The following is a 17,266-nucleotide window of genomic DNA, read 5'->3' as shown; positions in this document are numbered from 1 at the left end:
AAGCCATTGAGCCGATAGGCCGAGCAAATCATCGGAACGCGCAACCTTGTACAGCTTTGACGGGTCACTAACCGGTACGCCGTGAATCGATCAACTATCCGGCCGCACTGGAGCGGCCAGGTCCCTTCGCGGTTAAGCACATCCTGCTCAACCGAGGCCCAAGATGACGGACAAGAAAGATCCAAAGCACAGCGAGCTCGCCGGTACCGACACCGTCGATCGCAAGAATCACAACGCCAAACTGGATGACCTCGAGGTGTCCCGCAGTGACGCCACCGGTGAGGCGCTGACGACCAATCAGGGCGTGAAGATTGCCGACAACCAGAACACTCTGAAGGCCGGTACACGCGGCCCCTCGTTGCTCGAAGACTTCATCATGCGCGAGAAATTGACGCACTTCGATCACGAGCGCATCCCGGAACGCATCGTCCACGCGCGCGGCTCCGCAGCGCATGGCGTATTCGTCAGCTACGACGACCATAGCGCGCTGACCAAGGCCTCCTTCCTCGCCGGCAAGGGCAAGGAAACACCGGTATTCGTGCGCTTTTCCACCGTGCAGGGTTCGCGCGGCTCCGCCGATACCGTGCGCGACGTGCGCGGCTTCGCCACCAAGTTCTACACCGACGAGGGCATCTTCGATCTGGTTGGCAACAACATGCCGGTGTTTTTCATCCAGGACGCAATCAAGTTTCCCGACTTCGTGCATGCGGTCAAACCCGAGCCGCACAACGAGATTCCACAAGGCCAGTCGGCGCACGACAGCTTTTGGGATTTCGTTTCCCTGACGCCCGAGTCGGCGCACATGGTCATCTGGGCCATGTCCGATCGCGGCATCCCCCGCAGCCTGCGCGCCATGGAAGGCTTCGGCGTGCACACCTTTCGCCTGATCAATGCCGAGGGCACCAGCCGCTTCGTCAAATTCCACTGGAAGCCGGTGGCCGGTGCGTTCTCGCTGGTCTGGGACGAGACCCTGAAGCTGGCGGGCAAGGATCCGGACTTCAACCGCCGCGACCTGTGGGAGTCCATCGAGATGGGCGACTACTTCGAGTGGGAGCTGGGCGTGCAGGTCGTGGAAGAAGCCGACGAGCACAAATTCGACTTCGACCTGCTCGACCCGACCAAGATCATTCCCGAAGAGTTGGTGCCGGTGCAGAAGCTCGGCAAAATGACCCTCAACCGCAACCCGGACAACTTCTTCGCCGAGACCGAGCAGGCCGCTTTCCACATCGGTCACATCGTGCCGGGCATCGATTTCACCAACGACCCGCTGCTGCAGGGCCGGCTGTTTTCCTACACCGACACCCAGCTGCTGCGCCTCGGCGGGCCGAACTTCCACGAAATCCCGATCAACCGTTCGATTGCGCCGGTGCACAACAACCAGCGTGATGCCTTCCACCGTCAGACGATCAACAAGGGCCGCGCCAACTACGAGCCCAACTCCATCGACAGCGGCTGGCCCAAGGAAACCCCGCCGGCAGCCAGCGGCGGCGGTTTCGAGAGCTATCCGGAACGCATGGAAGGCCACAAGGTACGCCAGCGCAGCCCGTCTTTCGCAGACCATTTCTCCCAGGCCACGCTGTTCTGGAACAGCATGAGCGCCCCGGAAAAGGAGCACATCATTGGTGCCTACAGCTTCGAGCTGGGCAAGGTGGAGCGCGTCTTCATCCGCGAGCGTCAGGTCAACGAGATTCTCGCCAATATCGATCTGGAGCTGGCGCGCCGGGTTGCGGAAAACATCGGTGTGACGCCCCCTACGGCGCCGACCGCGAGCCTCAAGCAGCCGACCCCGGCCAGCTCACCGGCGCTGAGCCTGATGAATCATCTGCCGGGCAACATCAAGTCGCGCAAGGTGGCGATCCTCATCGCCAACGGCGTGGACGGCAAGGCCATCGACGCCTTCAAGCAGAAGCTTGCAGACGAGGGCGCCATGGCCAAGCTGATCGGCCCGTCGCCGGCTCCGGTCAAGACCGCCGACGGCACGATGCTGACGCCCGATGCGGCAATGGACGGCATGCCGTCCATTGCTTTCGACGCGGTCTTCGTGCCGGGCGGGGCGCAGAGCGTGCAGGCCATGGCCAAGAGCGGCGTGGCCAAGCACTACCTGCTGGAAGCCTACAAGCACCTCAAGCCGATCGCAGTGCTGGGCGATGCCCGGCAACTGCTCACGGCGCTCAACCTGCCGGAAGATGCCGGCCTGGTGACAGGCGACGATGCAGATGTGACCACGGTGTTTGCGGCGTTCGCGCAGGCACTGGCGCAACACCGCATCTGGGCGCGCGAGCCGGCGGCGGAGCAAGTGCCGGCTTGATTGCAGTAGCGTAAAAAAGGCGGTCCGGTTGATTCCGGCCCGCCTTTTTTTGAGCCTGTCGAGGCGTGCTGTTAAGCGAGTTCACGCCAATGCAGGTAGCAGCGCAGGTCGAATTCGGTTTGCGCATAGCCGGGCATCATGTGTTCGCAGAGCTTGTAGAAAGCGCGGTTGTGGTCGCTCTCGCGCAAGTGCGCCAGCTCATGCACGACGATCATCTGCAGGAATTGCGGTGCCGCCTCCTTGAACAGCGCGGCGACGCGGATCTCTTTCTTCGCTTTCAGCTTGCCGCCCTGCACGCGCGATACGGCGGTGTGCAGGCCAAGGGCGCGGTGAGTCAGGTCGAGGCGATTGTCGTAGAGCACCTTGTCGACGCCCGGCGCGCTTTTCAGGTGTGCCTGCCTGAGCTTCTGGACGAATTCATACAGCGCCTTGTCGCTCTGAATCTGATGGCGCTCGGGATAGCGCTGGGCGAGATAATCGCCCAGGCGCTGTTCGGCGATCAGGTGTCGAACCTGCTGTTGCAGGACCTCCGGGTAGCCCTGGAGATAGCGCAGGGGCGCGGTTGGATTCATATCAGTTTGTTCTACCGGCTAGCGTCAAATGGCGGGTTGCACCCGCCTGCGTTCGGGCTTCAGTTTGAGCGGCGTGGCCAGGCGAAGCTCAGTAGGAACAGTCCCGCCGCCGACACCACGATCGACGGCCCTGCTGGCGTGTCCTGATACCAGGACAGCGCCAATCCACAGCACACCGCCAGCAAGCCCAGCAGACTGGCGCCGAAGGCCATCTGCTCCGGCGTCCGAGCATGACGCTGGGCAGCCGCGGCGGGGATGATCAACAGCGAGGTAATCAGCAGCACGCCGACGATCTTCATCGCCACCGCAATCACCACCGCGATCAGCAGCATCAGCGCCAGACGGATTCCTGCGACCGGCAGGCCTTCGACCCTGGCCAGCTCCTCGTGCACGGTGACCGCCAGCAGCGGCCGCCACAGCAGCGCCAGCATGAGCAGGACCAGTGCGCTGCCAGCGACGATCCAGGCGAGATCGGTCGGGCTCACAGCCAGCAAATCACCGAACAGGTAGCCCATCAGATCGATGCGCACATCCTGCATGAAACTCAGCGAAACCAGACCCAGCGACAAAGTGCTGTGCGCCAGAATGCCAAGCAGGGTGTCCGAAGCCAGCGGCTGGCGCTGTTGCAAGGTCACCAGCAACACCGCCAGAAGCACGCAGCAGACAATCACCGCCAGGGTGAGATTGACCTCCAGCATCAGCCCCAATGCGACACCAAGCAGCGCTGAATGGGAAAGGGTGTCGCCAAAATAGGCCATGCGCCGCCAGACTACGAAAGAGCCGAGCGGGCCGGCTACCAGTGCCAGGGCCAGGCCGGCGAGCAAGGCGTTCAATAGAAAATCTGGCATGTTGATTAGTGCTTGCAATTGGGGCCGTGAACGTGAGGTTTGAGCACCACGCTGCCGTGCAGGTCGTGGCTGTGGTCATGCTGGTGGTGGTAAATCGCCAGGCTGCGGGCGTCCTGGCCGAACAGCTCGACGAAAGCAGGGTCGTTGCTGACCTGTTCCGGATGGCCCGAGCAGCAAACATGACGATTCAGGCAAACGACCTGATCGGTGGCGCTCATGACCAGATGCAGATCATGGGAAACCATCAATACCCCGCAGCCATAGCGATCCCGCAGACGGCCGATCAGCCGATAGAGTTCGGCCTGGCCGGACACGTCGACGCCTTGCACAGGTTCGTCCAGCACCAGTAACTCTGGCTTGCGCAGTAGCGCCCGGGCGAGCAAAACACGCTGCATTTCGCCGCCAGAGACGGTCTGCAACGGGCTGTCGATAACATGCTCGGCGCCGACCTCGGCCAGCGCAGTCAGCGCGCTGGCGCGGTCCACTTTGGGTACCAGGCGCAAAAAGCGCAGCACCGACAGTGGCAGCGTAGGATCGACGTGGAGCTTTTGCGGCATATAGCCGACGCGCAGTTTGGGTTTGCGCCAGACCGTGCCGCTGTCGGGCTGAAGCAAGCCGAGCACGGCACGCACCAGTGTGGTCTTGCCTGCGCCGTTGGGCCCGATCAGCGTAACGATCTCGCCGCGATGCACCTGCAGCTGAGCGCCCTCGAGCACGGCTTGCTTGGCAAATCGCACGTGGACGTCATCCAGGCGGATCAGCGCCTCGCTCATGCGGCGCTCCGGCACGGCGCGCAAAGGCCAACTACTTCGACCGTATGACCTTCAACGCTGAAGTCGACGCTGGCGGCCGCCTTGGTGATGGCGTCGCTAATGGCCGCGTGCTCCAGCTCGATGGCGGTATGGCAATTGCGACAGATCAGGAATTGTCCCTGATGTGGGTGTTCCGGATGGTTGCAACCGATGAAAGCGTTGAGCGATGCGATGCGATGCACCAAACCGTTTTCCAAGAGGAAATCCAATGCCCGATAGACGGTCGGCGGCGCGGCGCGGCGGCCATCCTGCTCAGTCAGTTGGGCAAGAATGTCGTAAGCGCCGAGCGGCTTGTGGCTTTGCCAGACCAGTTCCAGCACGCGTTTGCGCAGCGCGGTAAGGCGCACACCGGAGCGCGCGCAGAGCGTATCGGCTTCGGCCAGCGCGTTACTGACGCAGTGGTCATGATCGTGGGGCGTGCAGGCCAGCGGAGTTTTAGGCATATGCAAAGACGATGTTGTAGAGAGACGTTATTATGTTACCCATTCAGTCCAGTCGAGTGTTGCCTGTGTACCGTCTTTTTTCGTTGCCACTGCTTCTAACCATCACTTTATTCGTCAGTGCCCCGGCCCGCGCCGAGGTGGATTTGCTGACCAGTATCAAACCTCTGCAGCTGATCGCTGCTGCCGTCCAGGATGGTGTGGGAGAACCGGCGGTGCTGCTCCCTGCCGGCGCTTCCGCCCATCACTATGCGCTACGACCATCCGACGTACGGCACATCCGTAGCGCCGACCTGTTTTACTGGATCGGCCCGGACATGGAGGGTTTTCTCGCGCCGGTACTGGAGGGCCGCAAGGGGCCAAGCCTCGTCGTGCAATCGTTGCCGGGCCTGACCCTGCGCCATTTCGGCGACACACATGTTGAATCCGGACACGACGCACACGCTGAGCACGGCGATCACGCGCACGAATCGCATGCTGATCACCAACACGAGTCCCACGAACAGCATGCATCGGCGGAACATGACGAGCACGACCATGCGCACCGCCCCGGCAGCCTCGACGCGCATCTATGGCTGCTACCGGCCAACGCGCTGGTCATTGCCGAAAAAATGGCCGGGGATTTGGCCGCCATCGATCCGGCCAATGCGCAGCGCTACCAGGCCAATCTTGCCGCTTTCAAGCAGCGGCTGAGCGCGCTCGACAAGCGCCTGCATAAGCGCCTAGACAGTACCAGCGCCAAGCCCTTTTTCGTTTTCCATGAAGCCTACGATTATTTCGAGGCGGCGTACGGCCTCAAGCACGCCGGTGTTTTCAGCGTCGGTGGCGAAGCCCAGCCCGGTGCGCGCCACGTGGCCGAAATGCGCCAGCGGCTGGAGCAGGCCGGGCCGAGCTGTGTATTCCACGAGCCACCGACCCGCCCACGGCTGGCCGACAGTCTGATTAGAGAACTGCCGGTGAGACTGGCCGAGCTGGACGCCATGGGCAACGGCATCGATGCTACTGCCGAGGGTTACGAGCGGCTGATCGATAATCTCGGCACGTCGCTCGCTGAATGTCTGGAGTCGCTCTGACGACCCGTTAACCGCATGCCGGTGGCGCTTTTTCCGCCGGTTACTGCATCGCCTCGTTTCTTGAATCGAGCCAACCGGCTATCGACCCGCCTCTGCCGTAGCCGGTCGGCCAAGTGGATGTGGGTGGGTGCTTTTCGTATCGGTGACTATGCTTTGTGTTCTGGTGTTCTATTCAACGACACGAGGATGCGCGGCGCATGGCGAAGACGGGGGGGCCCATCGCGGCAGCTAACGGAACCACTTCCAGCATGGCCCTGCAGGCGGCATCGGAAGATATCTGGGCGCAGAAATACCGCCTGACCCGCAAGGATGGCACCGCGGTCGACGCCGACATTGACGCCACTTGGCAGCGGGTCGCCCGCGCCCTCGCAGGCGTCGAAACCGGCGAGACCCGCGAGCACTGGTATCAGCGGTTTCTCTGGGCGCTGCGCAACGGTGCCATCCCCGCCGGGCGGATCATTTCCAATGCTGGCGCGCAGGACTACAAGCCCGCCACATCCACCATCAATTGCACAGTATCCGGCACCATCACCGACTCGATGGACGACATCCTCGGCAAGGTCCACGAAGCGGGTCTGACGCTCAAGGCCGGCTGCGGCATCGGTTACGAATTCAGCACGCTGCGCCCGCGCGGCTCCTTTGTCTCCGGTGCCGGCGCGCATACCAGTGGCCCGCTGTCGTTCATGGATATCTTCGACAAGATGTGCTTCACCGTCAGCTCTGCCGGTGGCCGACGCGGCGCGCAAATGGGCACCTTCGATGTCGGTCATCCTGATGTTCGCGAGTTCATCCGCGCCAAGCGCGAGGACGGTCGCCTGCGCCAGTTCAACCTCAGCCTGCTGATCACCGACGAGTTCATGCAGGCAGTCGAAGCCGATGATGACTGGCCGCTGCTCTTCCCGCTGCATCTCAAGGAAAAGGCCGAACTGGACCTGGACGATCCGCAGCAGGTGATCTGGCGCGAATGGCCAGTGCATGAGGGTTACATCGTCCGGGAGGATGGTCTGGTCGCTTGCCGGGTTTACGGGCGGGCCAAGGCGCGTCATCTGTGGGACATGATCATGGTGTCCACTTACGACTATGCCGAGCCGGGCTTCATCCTCATCGACCGGGTCAATCAGCTGAACAACAACTGGTGGTGCGAAGACATCCGGGCGACCAACCCCTGTGGCGAACAGCCATTGCCGCCGTACGGCTCGTGCCTGCTGGGCTCGATCAACTTGACCCATTTCGTTATCGATCCGTTCGGCGCCGATGCCCGCTTCGACTGGGACAAATACCGTGAAGTGGTGCGCGTGTTCACCCGGATGCTGGACAACGTGGTGGAGATCAACGGCCTGCCTCTGGCTCAGCAGCGCTACGAAATCGAGAGCAAGCGGCGCCACGGCATGGGCTTCCTTGGCCTGGGTTCGGCCCTGACGCTGCTCAAACTGCGCTATGGCAGCGCCGAGGCCTGCGTATTCACCGAAGAAGTCGCGCGGGAGATGGCACTGGTCGGCTGGGAACAGGCGCTGGAGCTGTCGATGGAAAAGGGGCCGGCGCCGCTGTTGGCCGAAATCTTCGAAGTGACCGCCGAGATGCTGCGCAAGCGACCGGAAATGAGGGAAGACGGTTACCAGATCGGCGATCGGGTCGCAGGGCGCGTGTTGCACGCCAAGTATTCACGCTATATGCAGAAGATCGCCGAGTACGCGCCCGAACTGACCGAACAGCTGGCCGAGCTGGGCGCGCGCTTCACCCACCACAGCTCCATCGCACCCACCGGCACCATCAGCCTGAGCCTGGCCAACAACGCCTCCAATGGCATCGAGCCGAGCTTCGCCCATCACTATGCACGCAATCTGATCCGCCCAGGCCGCAAGGCCAAAGAGAAGGTGGAGGTGTTCAGCTACGAACTTTTGGCCTACCGCAGCCGGATCAACGCCAGAGCGCAGCCGGGCGTCGTCGATCCGGGGCGCAAGCTGCCGGACTATTTCATCACCGCCGATGACGTCAGCCCGACCCAGCATGTAGACATTCAGGCCGCCGCACAGAAATGGATCGACTCATCCATATCCAAGACGGCCAACGTGCCCACTGACTATCCCTTCGAGGCGTTCAAGGACATCTACCGCTACGCCTGGCGGCAGGGCCTGAAGGGTTGCACTACCTTCCGCTTCAACCCCGCCGCGTTTCAGGGTGTGCTGGTGAAAGAAGCGGATCTGGCAAAGACGCTTTACCGTTTCACGCTCGAGGACGGCAGCGTGGTGGAGCTCAAGGGCAATGAAGAGGTCGAATACGATGGCGAAGTGAACACCGCCGCCAACCTGTTCGACGCGTTGAAGGAAGGTTATTACGGGAAATACTGACTAGGGATCGACAAGCGTGAGGGCTGACAATGTGTCTGGCCTCGCTGAAGTCCGGGGGAGCCATGGCGATCAAGATCGAGCAGCGCATCAAGGGTTTCAAGGTGGTGGACGAGGCCCTCGAACGCCACGTCGTCGTCGAGGAAAAAGCCGGCTCGGTCGTGCAGATGGACGAAAGCCTGCAGCGCCCGGAGGCGCTGATTGGCATCACCTACCGGATCAAGTCGCCGCTGTTCGAGCATGCGCTGTTCATCACTATCAACGATGTGGTCCTCAATGCCGGCACGCCCCATGAACAGCGCCGGCCATTCGAGATCTTCATCAACTCGAAGAACATGGATGACTTTCAGTGGATCGTCGCGCTCACGCGGATCATGTCCGCCGTGTTCCGCAAGGGCGGCGATTGCACCTTTCTGGTGGAGGAGCTGAAAGCGGTCTTCGATCCGCGTGGCGGCTATCTGAAGAAAGGCGGCGTCTACATGCCTTCCATCGTGGCTGAAATCGGCGGCGTGGTGGAACGCCATCTCATCGCCATCGGCATGCTCGAAGGCCAGTCGCTGGACGAAACCCAGCGCAAGTACCTGGCTGAAAAACGCGCCGCCTACGAAGCCAGCCAGGGCGCCGCGGCGCTGGAACCGGGCGACGGCTTTCCCGCCGGCGCGCAACTGTGCAGCAAGTGCAGCACCCAGGCGGTGGTGCAAATGGACGGCTGTGCTACCTGTCTGAACTGCGGGAATTCGAAGTGCGGGTGAGAGTTGGCGGCGGTTGCTTGGGATATCAATAGCGAGAAAATCGCTGTCGATACTTTGCCGGAGTAAGCGCTGTCAGCTCCTTGAACATTCGCCGCATATTGGAGTCGCTGCTAAAACCCAACTCCGCGCTGATGGTATTGACCGGTGTGGAGGTCAGGGTGAGACGCTCGCTGACCTGACTCAACTTGATGCGCCGTGCATAGGCGGCCGCAGGCACTCCTGTCTCATTTCTCACCTTGCGCGCCAGTGTGCGTTCGGACATGCCTAGTTCATTCGCCAGCTTTTGCAGGGTGATTTGTTCGGCTGGCAGTCGTTCCACCAGGGCATGAACCTGACGCAGCAGCCTGCTGGGTTGCTCGATGAGACTTATGGCCTGAAATGCGTCATGCGACAGTGCGGGGCGTGGGAGCACCATCAATTTTATGAGGTCGCGAAAAACCGCGGGACTGACGTGTCGCTCAATCAACGACTGTGCGATCGGCAGATAGCCGTTTACTCCCGTAGCGGTGGCGTTGCTCTCGTTGAAAATGCAATTTTTCTCGCTCTGCCAGCGGATCTTTGGATAACGCTTGAGCATCGTGTCAGCCAGCCACCAGGTTACGGTCGCGCACTGGTTGTTCAGGTGGCCACTCGCCGCTGTCAGGCAAACACCCACACAGTAGCTCCACAGCTGGCAACGCTTTCCTTGTCTGGATAAGGCGGCCACGAGGTCAGCATTAGCAGCCAGTGTCTGATCGATATGTTGTGCTGATTCTGCCCAGAATCCGGGTATCAATATGGCTTCGCGTGCACCGTCGTTGAGGGCATGTGTTGCTTGCAGAACCAAGCCATGTGCGCATGCAATCGGGCCGCTCTGCAAGGCAATGAAGCGCGCTTCAAAAAGCGGTAAGCCGGTTCGACGATTGGCGGCATGCAGCATATCTGCAAAAGCGAGCAGTCCGGCTGGCATGCAGCCGGGGAACAGGAGAAGGCCTACTCGAAGCGTTCTGGACATGGCTTGAAATGAACCAAATATGTCTAAATTGGCCATTATGGCTGCAGTTGTTGTTCGGCACCATGAAGTCCTACCTGAGGGGCTTCATGATGAAAATTCAGCAGATCCGCAACGCCACAATTATTCTCGAACTGGGTCCTTACCGCGTTCTCGTCGATCCCATGTTGGCGAAAAAAGGAGCGCTTCCTCCGCTGCGGGTGTTGTCCGCACGGCAAAGAAACCCTGTGGTTGAGCTGCCTGATTCGGCAGCTGACGCGCTCGAAGGCGTAACCCACTGCTTGATCACGCACTGTCAGAAAGGCCATTTCGACCACCTCGACCGGGCCGCCAAGCACTGGCTTAGAGAGCGGCAGATTCCCGTCATCTGTACCCCTCATGATGCGCCGCATCTCGCGCAGCGAGGCCTGAATGCCCAGCCACTTCCAGATGATCATGAGCAGCCGAGCCCATTCCTGGATGGGCTTATTCGTACGGTCAGGTGCACTCATGGTAATGGCCTGATCGGGAAGTTGATGGAGCACGGCGTTGGCTATCTGATCGAGATACCTGGCGAGCCCAGCCTGTATCTGGCGGGCGACACCATTCTCACTGTGGCGGTTCGAGAGTTTGTCCTACGGCATCAACCTCAGGTCAGCGTTGTTCCCGCAGGAGGTGCCCGTTTCGATATCGGCGGCGACATCATCATGGGTGTCGATGAGGTGCTTGAATTCACGCGATTGAGTCGGGGCAGGGTAGTCGCCAACCATCTTGAAGCTATCAGCCACTGTCCTGTTACCCGAGAGGAATTGGCAACTGCTGCAATTGGCGCTGGCGTGGCCCATCAGCTACTTATTCCGGCCGATGGGCAGACGTTAGTCATGAATTGCTAAGCAGGGCTTTCAATAATGTTCAGCCCTGCGTTTGCAGTAATGGAGTGGAGATGATCTGATCGATCAAGCCATCACGGAAGTGCTTACCGGAGCTGCAGCGGGGAGCGTAGCGCTACCTGTCAGTCACGTCCCGTTTCTTAGGTGACCACCCGATAGCAGGGCACGTATGGCCTGCCGCCGGGCAACTTCATGCGGTGCTGTTCGACGAAGGCCTGCAGTAAGCTATCCAGTGGCTTCATGATCGCCGCGTCACCATGTATCTCGTAACGGCCGTATTGCTCGATGCGCCGGATACCTTTGTCTTTGACGTTGCCTGCGACGATGCCGGAAAAGGCGCGGCGCAGGTTTGCCGCCAATAGATGCGGTGGCACGTCGCGCGTCAGTTGCAGGCTGGCCATGTTTTCGTGAGTCGGATCGAATGGATGCTGGAAACCTTCTTCGATCTTCAACAGCCAGTTGAAATGGAACGCATCGTTGCGCTCGCGACGGAACTGCTTGACCGCCTTCAGCCCCTCGACCATCTGCCGAGCCACCTCGGCCGGATCGTCGATGACGATCTGGTAGTGCTGCTGGGCCTCTTCACCGAGGGTGGCGCCGACGAATTCGCGCAATTGCCGCAGGTAGGGCGCGGCGCTTTCCGGGCCGGTGAGAATGACCGGGAAGGGCACGTCGCGATTGTCCGGGTGCAGCAGGATGCCCAGCAGGTAGAGAAACTCCTCGGCAGTGCCGACGCCGCCGGGGAAGATGATGATGCCGTGACCGACACGGACGAAGGCTTCCAGACGCTTTTCGATGTCAGGCAGGATCACCAGTTCGTTGACGATCGGGTTCGGCGCCTCGGCAGCGATGATGCCTGGCTCGGTCAGACCCAAGTAGCGGCCGGCTACGATGCGCTGCTTGGCATGGGCGATAGTTGCGCCCTTCATCGGACCTTTCATCACACCCGGGCCGCAGCCAGTGCAGATGTTCAGTTTGCGCAAGCCCAGCTCGTGGCCGACCCGCTTGGCGTACTTGTATTCCTCGCTGCTGATCGAGTGTCCGCCCCAGCACACCACCATGTTCGGTTCCGCGCCGGGCCGCAGCGTGCGGGCGTTGCGCAACAGGTGGAAGACGTAATCGGTGATGCCCTGGGAACTGCTCAGGTCGATGCGCGGGCTGCCCAGTTCGCTCTCGGTGTAGACGATGTCGCGCAGCGCGCTGAAGAGCATTTCCCGGGTGCTGGCAATCATCTCGCCATCGACGAAGGCATCGGCGGGTGCGTTGAGCAGCTCCAGCCGCACGCCACGGTCCTGCTGATGGATGCGGACCTCGAAGTCGTCGTAGGCCTCGAGGATGGTCTTTGCGTTGTCGATGCGCGCCCCGGTGTTGAGGATCGCCAAGGCGCACTGGCGGAACAGCGTATAGGTGCTGCCCGAGCTGGCTTCGCTCAGTTGTTGGACTTCCCGTTGAGACAGCGTTTCCAGGCTGCCCTTGGGACTGACGGAGGCATTGATTACATAGCGTGAGGTCATTGTTGTTTCCCTGAAAACAATGCCACCGGGCCAGGCAGGTCAGGCGCATCAGGATAGTGAGCGCAGTGTGCGGGTGGCTGCGCGTTTTTTTGCAGGTGTGAAAGCGGTGTCGTGCCAGCTCCTTGGACGGCGAATGCTCAGCGGATGGAATCAATCCGCAATCGAAGCCAATGGCCGAGGCCGGCATCTTACCAGCCGCCGCGACGAGCACCGGCGGGCATTACTTGACGTCGACGACATGAAAAAGGTTCCTCGCTCCGATCTCATGCAACTGCCGCTGCTATTGGTTTGACAGCAAGCGGAGCCGATAGATTTCGCGTCGAAAGGACCGATTTCGTTAGCGGTCGCTATGGCAAAGTCCAGCATCGCCGAGATAATGGTTGCGCTGGCCTTTGTCGCGCCAGCGGTCGCCGCACGGACCCGTCTAGAACGCGAACGGCAGGGCGCTATGAAACTGCTGGCGGGCGCTGAGCAAATGGCGAAATTCTTCCGGGTCCTTGATCAGTACGCGCTGCCCTGCAAAGTTCTGCGCGGCGATAAGGCGCGACAGCCAGAAACGCACACAAGCCACGCGCAGCATTGGCTTCCATAGCTCGGCTTCGGCCGGGGTGAAGCGGCGCAGGGCGGAATAGGCGGCCAGCAATGCCCGGCTGCGCTCGTCGTCGATTTCGCCGTTGGGGTGCGAGCACCAGTCGTTAACCGTGATCGCGATGTCGTAGAGCATCGGCCCCGAGCAGGCGTTATAGAAGTCGATCACGCCGGTGAGGTGACTGCCCTCGAACAGAACGTTGTCGCGGAACAGGTCGGCGTGCAGGTTGGCCCGCGGCAGGGCCAGAATCTTCGGTTTCAATTCGGCGATTTCGGCGAGGCCATCACGCAACAAGGGCAGTTGGTCTTCGCTCAGCGACATGGCGAGGCTGGGACCTTCTTCTTGCATCCAGTCCAGGCCGCGATCGCTGCGGCGTTCGAGCGTGTGCTCTCGAGTCGCCAGATGCAGCCGCGCCAGCAGCCTTCCCACCTCGGCACAGTGATGGGTATTGGGTGAGGTGACGTGCCTGCCCGGCAACCGCGGCTGCAGCATGGCGGGTTTGTCTGCCAGGGTACGCAGGGCTTCATTGTCCTCGGTGCGCAATGCATAAGGCACCGGCAAACCGGCGCGGTGCAGTACATCGAGCAGTTCGATAAAGAACGGCAGATCCTGGGTCGGGCCGCGTTCGACCAGCGTCAGGACATATTCGCCCTGTTCCAGGCTGATAAAGAAATTGCTGTTCTCGCTGCCGGCGGCGATGCCTTCGAAGTCGTGTAGGCGCCCCAGTTGATAAGGTGCGAGAAAGGCTTCCAGCTCTTCGCGTTGCAGAGGCGTGAATACAGACATGACGTGCCTTCCGTTACGTTTTGCGCTGCGTTACCAGCTGAAGATTTCCCAGGCCGGAATCAGCATGTCCGGGCGGTCGGCGCGGATGAAGTTACTGTCACCATCAGCGCGGACGAGGAAGTATGGCTTGCCGGTCTTGGGCGTGATCTTCACAGCATAGAGGAAGCCATTGACCCGGTACTCCTCGACGGTGCGATCACCTTCCTGGCGGATGGTCACGTCGGGCTCGCCCTCGACCGACTCCTGGGCAAAACCGGTGAGCGGCACGAGCGCCAGCAGGCTGGCCAGCATCAGAGGTTTGACTGCTCGCATGATAACCTTGCCCCTTTGTCTTCAGATGGTCCGATGCATTCTAGCTGCGGGCCCGCCGAAAAGGTTGATCCTGCTCATGAGCCAAGCGCCCCTCGTTCTGGTGGACGGTTCGTCCTACCTCTATCGCGCCTTCCACGCCCTGCCGCCGCTGACCACCTCCACCGGTAAACCCACCGGCGCGGTCAAGGGTGTGCTGAACATGTTGCTGTCGCTACGCAAGCAATATCCGGACAGCCCGTTTGCAGTAGTTTTCGATGCCAAGGGGCCGACGTTCCGCGACACGCTGTTCGCCGAATACAAATCCCATCGCCCACCGATGCCGGACGACCTGCGTGGCCAGGTCGAGCCGCTGCACGCCAGCGTTCGCGCGCTCGGCATGCCGCTGTTGTGCGTGGACGGCGTGGAGGCCGACGACGTGATCGGTACTTTGGCGCGCCAATGCGCGGCGCTCAAACGCGATGTGGTTATCTCCACTGGCGACAAGGACATGGCGCAGCTGGTCTGCCCGCACGTCACCCTGGTCAACACCATGACCGGCAGCGTCTATGACATCGAAGGCGTCAGGACCAAGTTCGGTGTCGGCCCCGAGCTGATCATCGATTTTCTCGCGCTGATGGGCGACAAGGTAGACAACATCCCGGGCGTGCCCGGCGTCGGCGAGAAGACCGCCTGCGGCTTGCTCAACGGCATTCCCGGTGGCCTTAAGGGCCTCTACGAAAACCTCGATCAGGTCGCGGCGCTGCCGATCCGCGGCGCCAAAGCGCTGGGTGCAAAGCTTGCTGAACACCGCGATGCGGCGTTCATGTCCTATGAGCTGGCGACGATCAAGATCGACGTGCCGCTGGATGTGCAGGTCGCCGATCTGATGCCGGGTGAACCGCATCGCGAGGCGCTGATTGCGCTCTATCGCGAGCTGGAGTTCAAAGCCTGGCTCGACGAGCTGCTGCGCGAAGCGAAAGCTGCCGGCGAGAACTGCGAGGTACAGCCGGAGGGTTGTTCGATTCAGGCCGAGGCCGAGTACGACACCGTTCTCGATCAGGGCGAGTTCGACGCCTGGCTGGAAAAGCTCAAGGCCGCCGACTGTTTCGCCTTCGATACCGAGACCACCAGTCTCGACGCGCAGAAGGCGCAGTTGGTGGGCGTTTCCTTTGCGATCGAGACGGGGAAGGCTGCCTATGTGCCGTTGTGCCATAGCTACATGGGCGTGCCGCAGCAGCTCGACCGTGATGCGGTGCTCGCTGCCTTGAAGCCGCTGCTGGAAGAGCCGGCCAAGCGCAAGATTTGCCAGCACGGCAAATACGACATGAATGTGCTGATGCATTACGGCATCGAGATGCGCGGTATGACCTTCGACACCATGCTCGAATCCTACGTGCTCGACGCCACCGCCACGCGCCATGACATGGACAGCCTGGCGCTGAAATATCTCGGCCGCGGCACCATCCGTTTCGAAGACATCGCTGGCAAGGGCGCCAAGCAGCTGACCTTCGACCAGATCGCCATCGAACAGGCGGGGCCCTACGCCGCCGAGGATGCCGACGTCACCCTGCGCCTGCACCAGACATTGCTGAAAAAGCTCGAAGCTACGCCCTCGCTGCTCAAGGTACTGAACGAGATCGAAATGCCGCTGGTGCCGGTGCTGGCGCGCATCGAGCGCAACGGTGCGCTGGTGGATGCCAATCTGCTCGGGCTGCAGAGCCTCGAGCTGGGCAACCGCCTGATCGAGCTGGAGCGTGAGGCCTACGATATCGCCGGTGAAGAATTCAATCTCGGTTCGCCCAAGCAGCTCTGCGCGATTCTCTACGACAAGCTGGGTTGCCCGGTGCTGTCGAAAACCGCCGGTGGCCAGCCTTCGACGGCCGAAAGCGTGCTGGCCGAATTGGCCGAGCGTGACTACCCGCTGCCCAAGGTGATCACGCAGCACCGCTCTTTAAGCAAGCTCAAGGGCACCTACACCGACAAGCTGCCGCAACAGATCAATCCGCGCACCGGCCGCATTCACACCAGCTACCACCAGGCGGTGACAGCTACCGGGCGCCTTTCCTCCAGCGACCCGAACCTGCAGAACATCCCGATCAGAACGGCCGAGGGCCGACGCATCCGCCAGGCCTTCGTCGCGGCGCCGGGCTACAAACTGCTGGCGGCCGACTACTCGCAGATCGAGCTGCGCATCATGGCGCACCTGGCGCAGGACGAAGGCTTGCTCTACGCCTTCCAGAACGACCTGGACGTGCACCGTGCCACCGCGGCCGAGGTGTTCGGCGTGGAGCTGGATCAGGTCAGCAACGACCAGCGGCGCAGCGCCAAGGCGATCAACTTCGGTCTGATCTACGGCATGAGCGCCTTCGGCCTGGCCAAGCAGATCGACGTCAGCCGCGGGGAAGCACAGGCTTATATCGACCGCTACTTCGCCCGCTACCCCGGCGTGCTCGCGTACATGGAGCGCACCCGTGCCCAGGCGGCGGAGCAGGGGTATGTGGAAACCCTGTTCGGGCGTCGGCTGTACCTGCCCGAGATCAACTCGAAGAACGGCGCCATGCGCAAAGGCGCCGAGCGCACCGCGATCAATGCGCCGATGCAGGGCACCGCGGCGGATATCATCAAGCGCGCCATGATCAGCGTCGACAACTGGTTGCAGGAGAGCGGGCTGGATGCGCGGGTGATTCTGCAGGTGCACGACGAACTGGTGCTGGAAGTTCGCGAGGATCTGATCGAGCAGGTGCGTGAGCGCATCTGCCCGCTGATGAGCCAGGCGGCCGAGCTGGATGTGCCGCTACTGGTCGAGGCCGGCATCGGCGACAACTGGGACGAGGCGCACTGATGTCGGCTAGACGTCATGGTGCATCGGCAGCGCAAATTGTTCAGCGAATCTCCGTGGTAGAGCGCTTCGATGAACATAAGCAAAAAAATTAAAATTCCGATGAACTTGGGTGCAAATACCCAGTCTTAGCTACGAAGGGTGTAGAAGCCCTTCGATGCTCCTTGTTGTGTTAAGTGTTGGCAGATCATCTGGACCTCGCCTTAGCGGTCCGGATTTGGACCTCGAACTTCCCCC

At 61.3% G+C, this 17,266-nt stretch carries 14 protein-coding genes; 6 read left to right on the top strand and 8 right to left on the bottom strand.

The window, feature by feature from the left end:
• The first annotated feature begins 163 nt into the window (after positions 1-163).
• A complete protein-coding gene (gene katE / locus D7241_RS10920) occupies positions 164-2,308 on the top strand; it encodes a catalase HPII (RefSeq protein ID WP_408101545.1) in 2,145 nt (714 codons plus the stop codon).
• 71 nt (positions 2,309-2,379) lie between these two features.
• On the opposite strand, the gene D7241_RS10915 is transcribed toward katE, so the two are convergent.
• From D7241_RS10915 to zur, 4 genes are read right to left on the bottom strand one after another with little or no spacing between them, the layout of a single operon-like run.
• A complete protein-coding gene (locus D7241_RS10915) occupies positions 2,380-2,880 on the bottom strand; it encodes a YgjP-like metallopeptidase domain-containing protein (protein ID WP_408101544.1) in 501 nt (166 codons plus the stop codon).
• A gap of 59 nt (positions 2,881-2,939) precedes the next feature.
• A complete protein-coding gene (znuB, locus tag D7241_RS10910; RefSeq protein ID WP_408101543.1) occupies positions 2,940-3,728 on the bottom strand; it encodes a zinc ABC transporter permease subunit ZnuB in 789 nt (262 codons plus the stop codon).
• A 5-nt stretch (positions 3,729-3,733) separates the two neighbouring features.
• On the bottom strand, positions 3,734-4,501 hold the full coding sequence (znuC, locus tag D7241_RS10905; RefSeq protein ID WP_408101542.1) for a zinc ABC transporter ATP-binding protein ZnuC: 768 nt from the start codon (positions 4,499-4,501) through the stop codon (positions 3,734-3,736).
• A complete protein-coding gene (gene zur, locus D7241_RS10900) occupies positions 4,498-4,983 on the bottom strand; it encodes a zinc uptake transcriptional repressor Zur (protein ID WP_408101541.1) in 486 nt (161 codons plus the stop codon). Before zur ends, znuC begins: the two co-directional genes overlap by 4 nt.
• 65 nt (positions 4,984-5,048) lie before the next feature.
• On the opposite strand from zur, the gene D7241_RS10895 reads away from it, so the two are divergent.
• The 3 genes from D7241_RS10895 (at position 5,049) to D7241_RS10885 (ending at position 9,150) form a co-directional block, all read left to right on the top strand.
• Positions 5,049-6,053 carry a zinc ABC transporter substrate-binding protein gene (locus D7241_RS10895; protein ID WP_408101540.1) on the top strand — a complete coding sequence of 335 codons (1,005 nt, stop codon included), beginning with the start codon at positions 5,049-5,051 and terminating at the stop codon, positions 6,051-6,053.
• Positions 6,054-6,250: 197 nt separating this feature from the next.
• Positions 6,251-8,401, top strand: a complete 2,151-nt coding sequence (locus D7241_RS10890) for an adenosylcobalamin-dependent ribonucleoside-diphosphate reductase (RefSeq protein WP_408101539.1) — start codon at positions 6,251-6,253, stop codon at positions 8,399-8,401.
• A gap of 62 nt (positions 8,402-8,463) precedes the next feature.
• Positions 8,464-9,150, top strand: a complete 687-nt coding sequence (locus tag D7241_RS10885) for an NrdJb (RefSeq protein WP_408101538.1) — start codon at positions 8,464-8,466, stop codon at positions 9,148-9,150.
• Positions 9,151-9,175: 25 nt separating this feature from the next.
• On the opposite strand, the gene D7241_RS10880 is transcribed toward D7241_RS10885, so the two are convergent.
• Positions 9,176-10,180 carry a GlxA family transcriptional regulator gene (locus D7241_RS10880; protein WP_408101537.1) on the bottom strand — a complete coding sequence of 335 codons (1,005 nt, stop codon included), beginning with the start codon at positions 10,178-10,180 and terminating at the stop codon, positions 9,176-9,178.
• A 50-nt stretch (positions 10,181-10,230) separates the two neighbouring features.
• On the opposite strand from D7241_RS10880, the gene D7241_RS10875 reads away from it, so the two are divergent.
• On the top strand, positions 10,231-11,013 hold the full coding sequence (locus D7241_RS10875) for an MBL fold metallo-hydrolase (protein ID WP_408101536.1): 783 nt from the start codon (positions 10,231-10,233) through the stop codon (positions 11,011-11,013).
• A gap of 137 nt (positions 11,014-11,150) precedes the next feature.
• Here the strand turns inward: D7241_RS10875 and ppnN are convergent, their stop codons facing one another.
• The 3 genes from ppnN to D7241_RS10860 all read right to left on the bottom strand — a co-directional run bounded on the left by ppnN (position 11,151) and on the right by D7241_RS10860 (position 14,211).
• Complete coding sequence (gene ppnN, locus D7241_RS10870; protein WP_408101535.1) at positions 11,151-12,524, bottom strand: nucleotide 5'-monophosphate nucleosidase PpnN; 1,374 nt, start codon at positions 12,522-12,524, stop codon at positions 11,151-11,153.
• A 424-nt stretch (positions 12,525-12,948) separates the two neighbouring features.
• Complete coding sequence (locus tag D7241_RS10865) at positions 12,949-13,899, bottom strand: homoserine kinase (protein WP_408101534.1); 951 nt, start codon at positions 13,897-13,899, stop codon at positions 12,949-12,951.
• Between the two features lie 30 nt (positions 13,900-13,929).
• Positions 13,930-14,211, bottom strand: coding sequence for a DUF2782 domain-containing protein (locus tag D7241_RS10860; protein WP_255979523.1), 282 nt, complete (start codon positions 14,209-14,211; stop codon positions 13,930-13,932).
• A 76-nt stretch (positions 14,212-14,287) separates the two neighbouring features.
• Between D7241_RS10860 and polA the strand changes: the two genes are divergently transcribed.
• Positions 14,288-17,032, top strand: a complete 2,745-nt coding sequence (polA, locus tag D7241_RS10855; protein ID WP_408101533.1) for a DNA polymerase I — start codon at positions 14,288-14,290, stop codon at positions 17,030-17,032.
• Positions 17,033-17,266: the final 234 nt, after the last annotated feature.

The sequence above is a fragment of the Stutzerimonas sp. VN223-3 genome, assembly GCF_045999685.1.
GTDB classification, from domain to species: domain Bacteria; phylum Pseudomonadota; class Gammaproteobacteria; order Pseudomonadales; family Pseudomonadaceae; genus Stutzerimonas; species Stutzerimonas stutzeri_AR.
This window is presented reverse-complemented; position numbering and strand designations above follow the sequence as displayed.

Excerpts from the sequence above, each read along its gene's own strand:
- zur (WP_408101541.1), bottom strand. The coding sequence starts at position 4,983 with ATGCCTAAAACTCCGCTGGCCTGCACGCCCCACGATCATGACCACTGC.
- D7241_RS10885 (WP_408101538.1), top strand. The coding sequence starts at position 8,464 with ATGGCGATCAAGATCGAGCAGCGCATCAAGGGTTTCAAGGTGGTGGAC.
- ppnN (WP_408101535.1), bottom strand. The coding sequence starts at position 12,524 with ATGACCTCACGCTATGTAATCAATGCCTCCGTCAGTCCCAAGGGCAGC.
- D7241_RS10875 (WP_408101536.1), top strand. The coding sequence starts at position 10,231 with ATGATGAAAATTCAGCAGATCCGCAACGCCACAATTATTCTCGAACTG.
- D7241_RS10890 (WP_408101539.1), top strand. The coding sequence starts at position 6,251 with ATGGCGAAGACGGGGGGGCCCATCGCGGCAGCTAACGGAACCACTTCC.
- D7241_RS10915 (WP_408101544.1), bottom strand. The coding sequence starts at position 2,880 with ATGAATCCAACCGCGCCCCTGCGCTATCTCCAGGGCTACCCGGAGGTC.
- znuC (WP_408101542.1), bottom strand. The coding sequence starts at position 4,501 with ATGAGCGAGGCGCTGATCCGCCTGGATGACGTCCACGTGCGATTTGCC.
- D7241_RS10860 (WP_255979523.1), bottom strand. The coding sequence starts at position 14,211 with ATGCGAGCAGTCAAACCTCTGATGCTGGCCAGCCTGCTGGCGCTCGTG.
- D7241_RS10865 (WP_408101534.1), bottom strand. The coding sequence starts at position 13,899 with ATGTCTGTATTCACGCCTCTGCAACGCGAAGAGCTGGAAGCCTTTCTC.
- D7241_RS10880 (WP_408101537.1), bottom strand. The coding sequence starts at position 10,180 with ATGGCCAATTTAGACATATTTGGTTCATTTCAAGCCATGTCCAGAACG.
- katE (WP_408101545.1), top strand. The coding sequence starts at position 164 with ATGACGGACAAGAAAGATCCAAAGCACAGCGAGCTCGCCGGTACCGAC.
- polA (WP_408101533.1), top strand. The coding sequence starts at position 14,288 with ATGAGCCAAGCGCCCCTCGTTCTGGTGGACGGTTCGTCCTACCTCTAT.
- znuB (WP_408101543.1), bottom strand. The coding sequence starts at position 3,728 with ATGCCAGATTTTCTATTGAACGCCTTGCTCGCCGGCCTGGCCCTGGCA.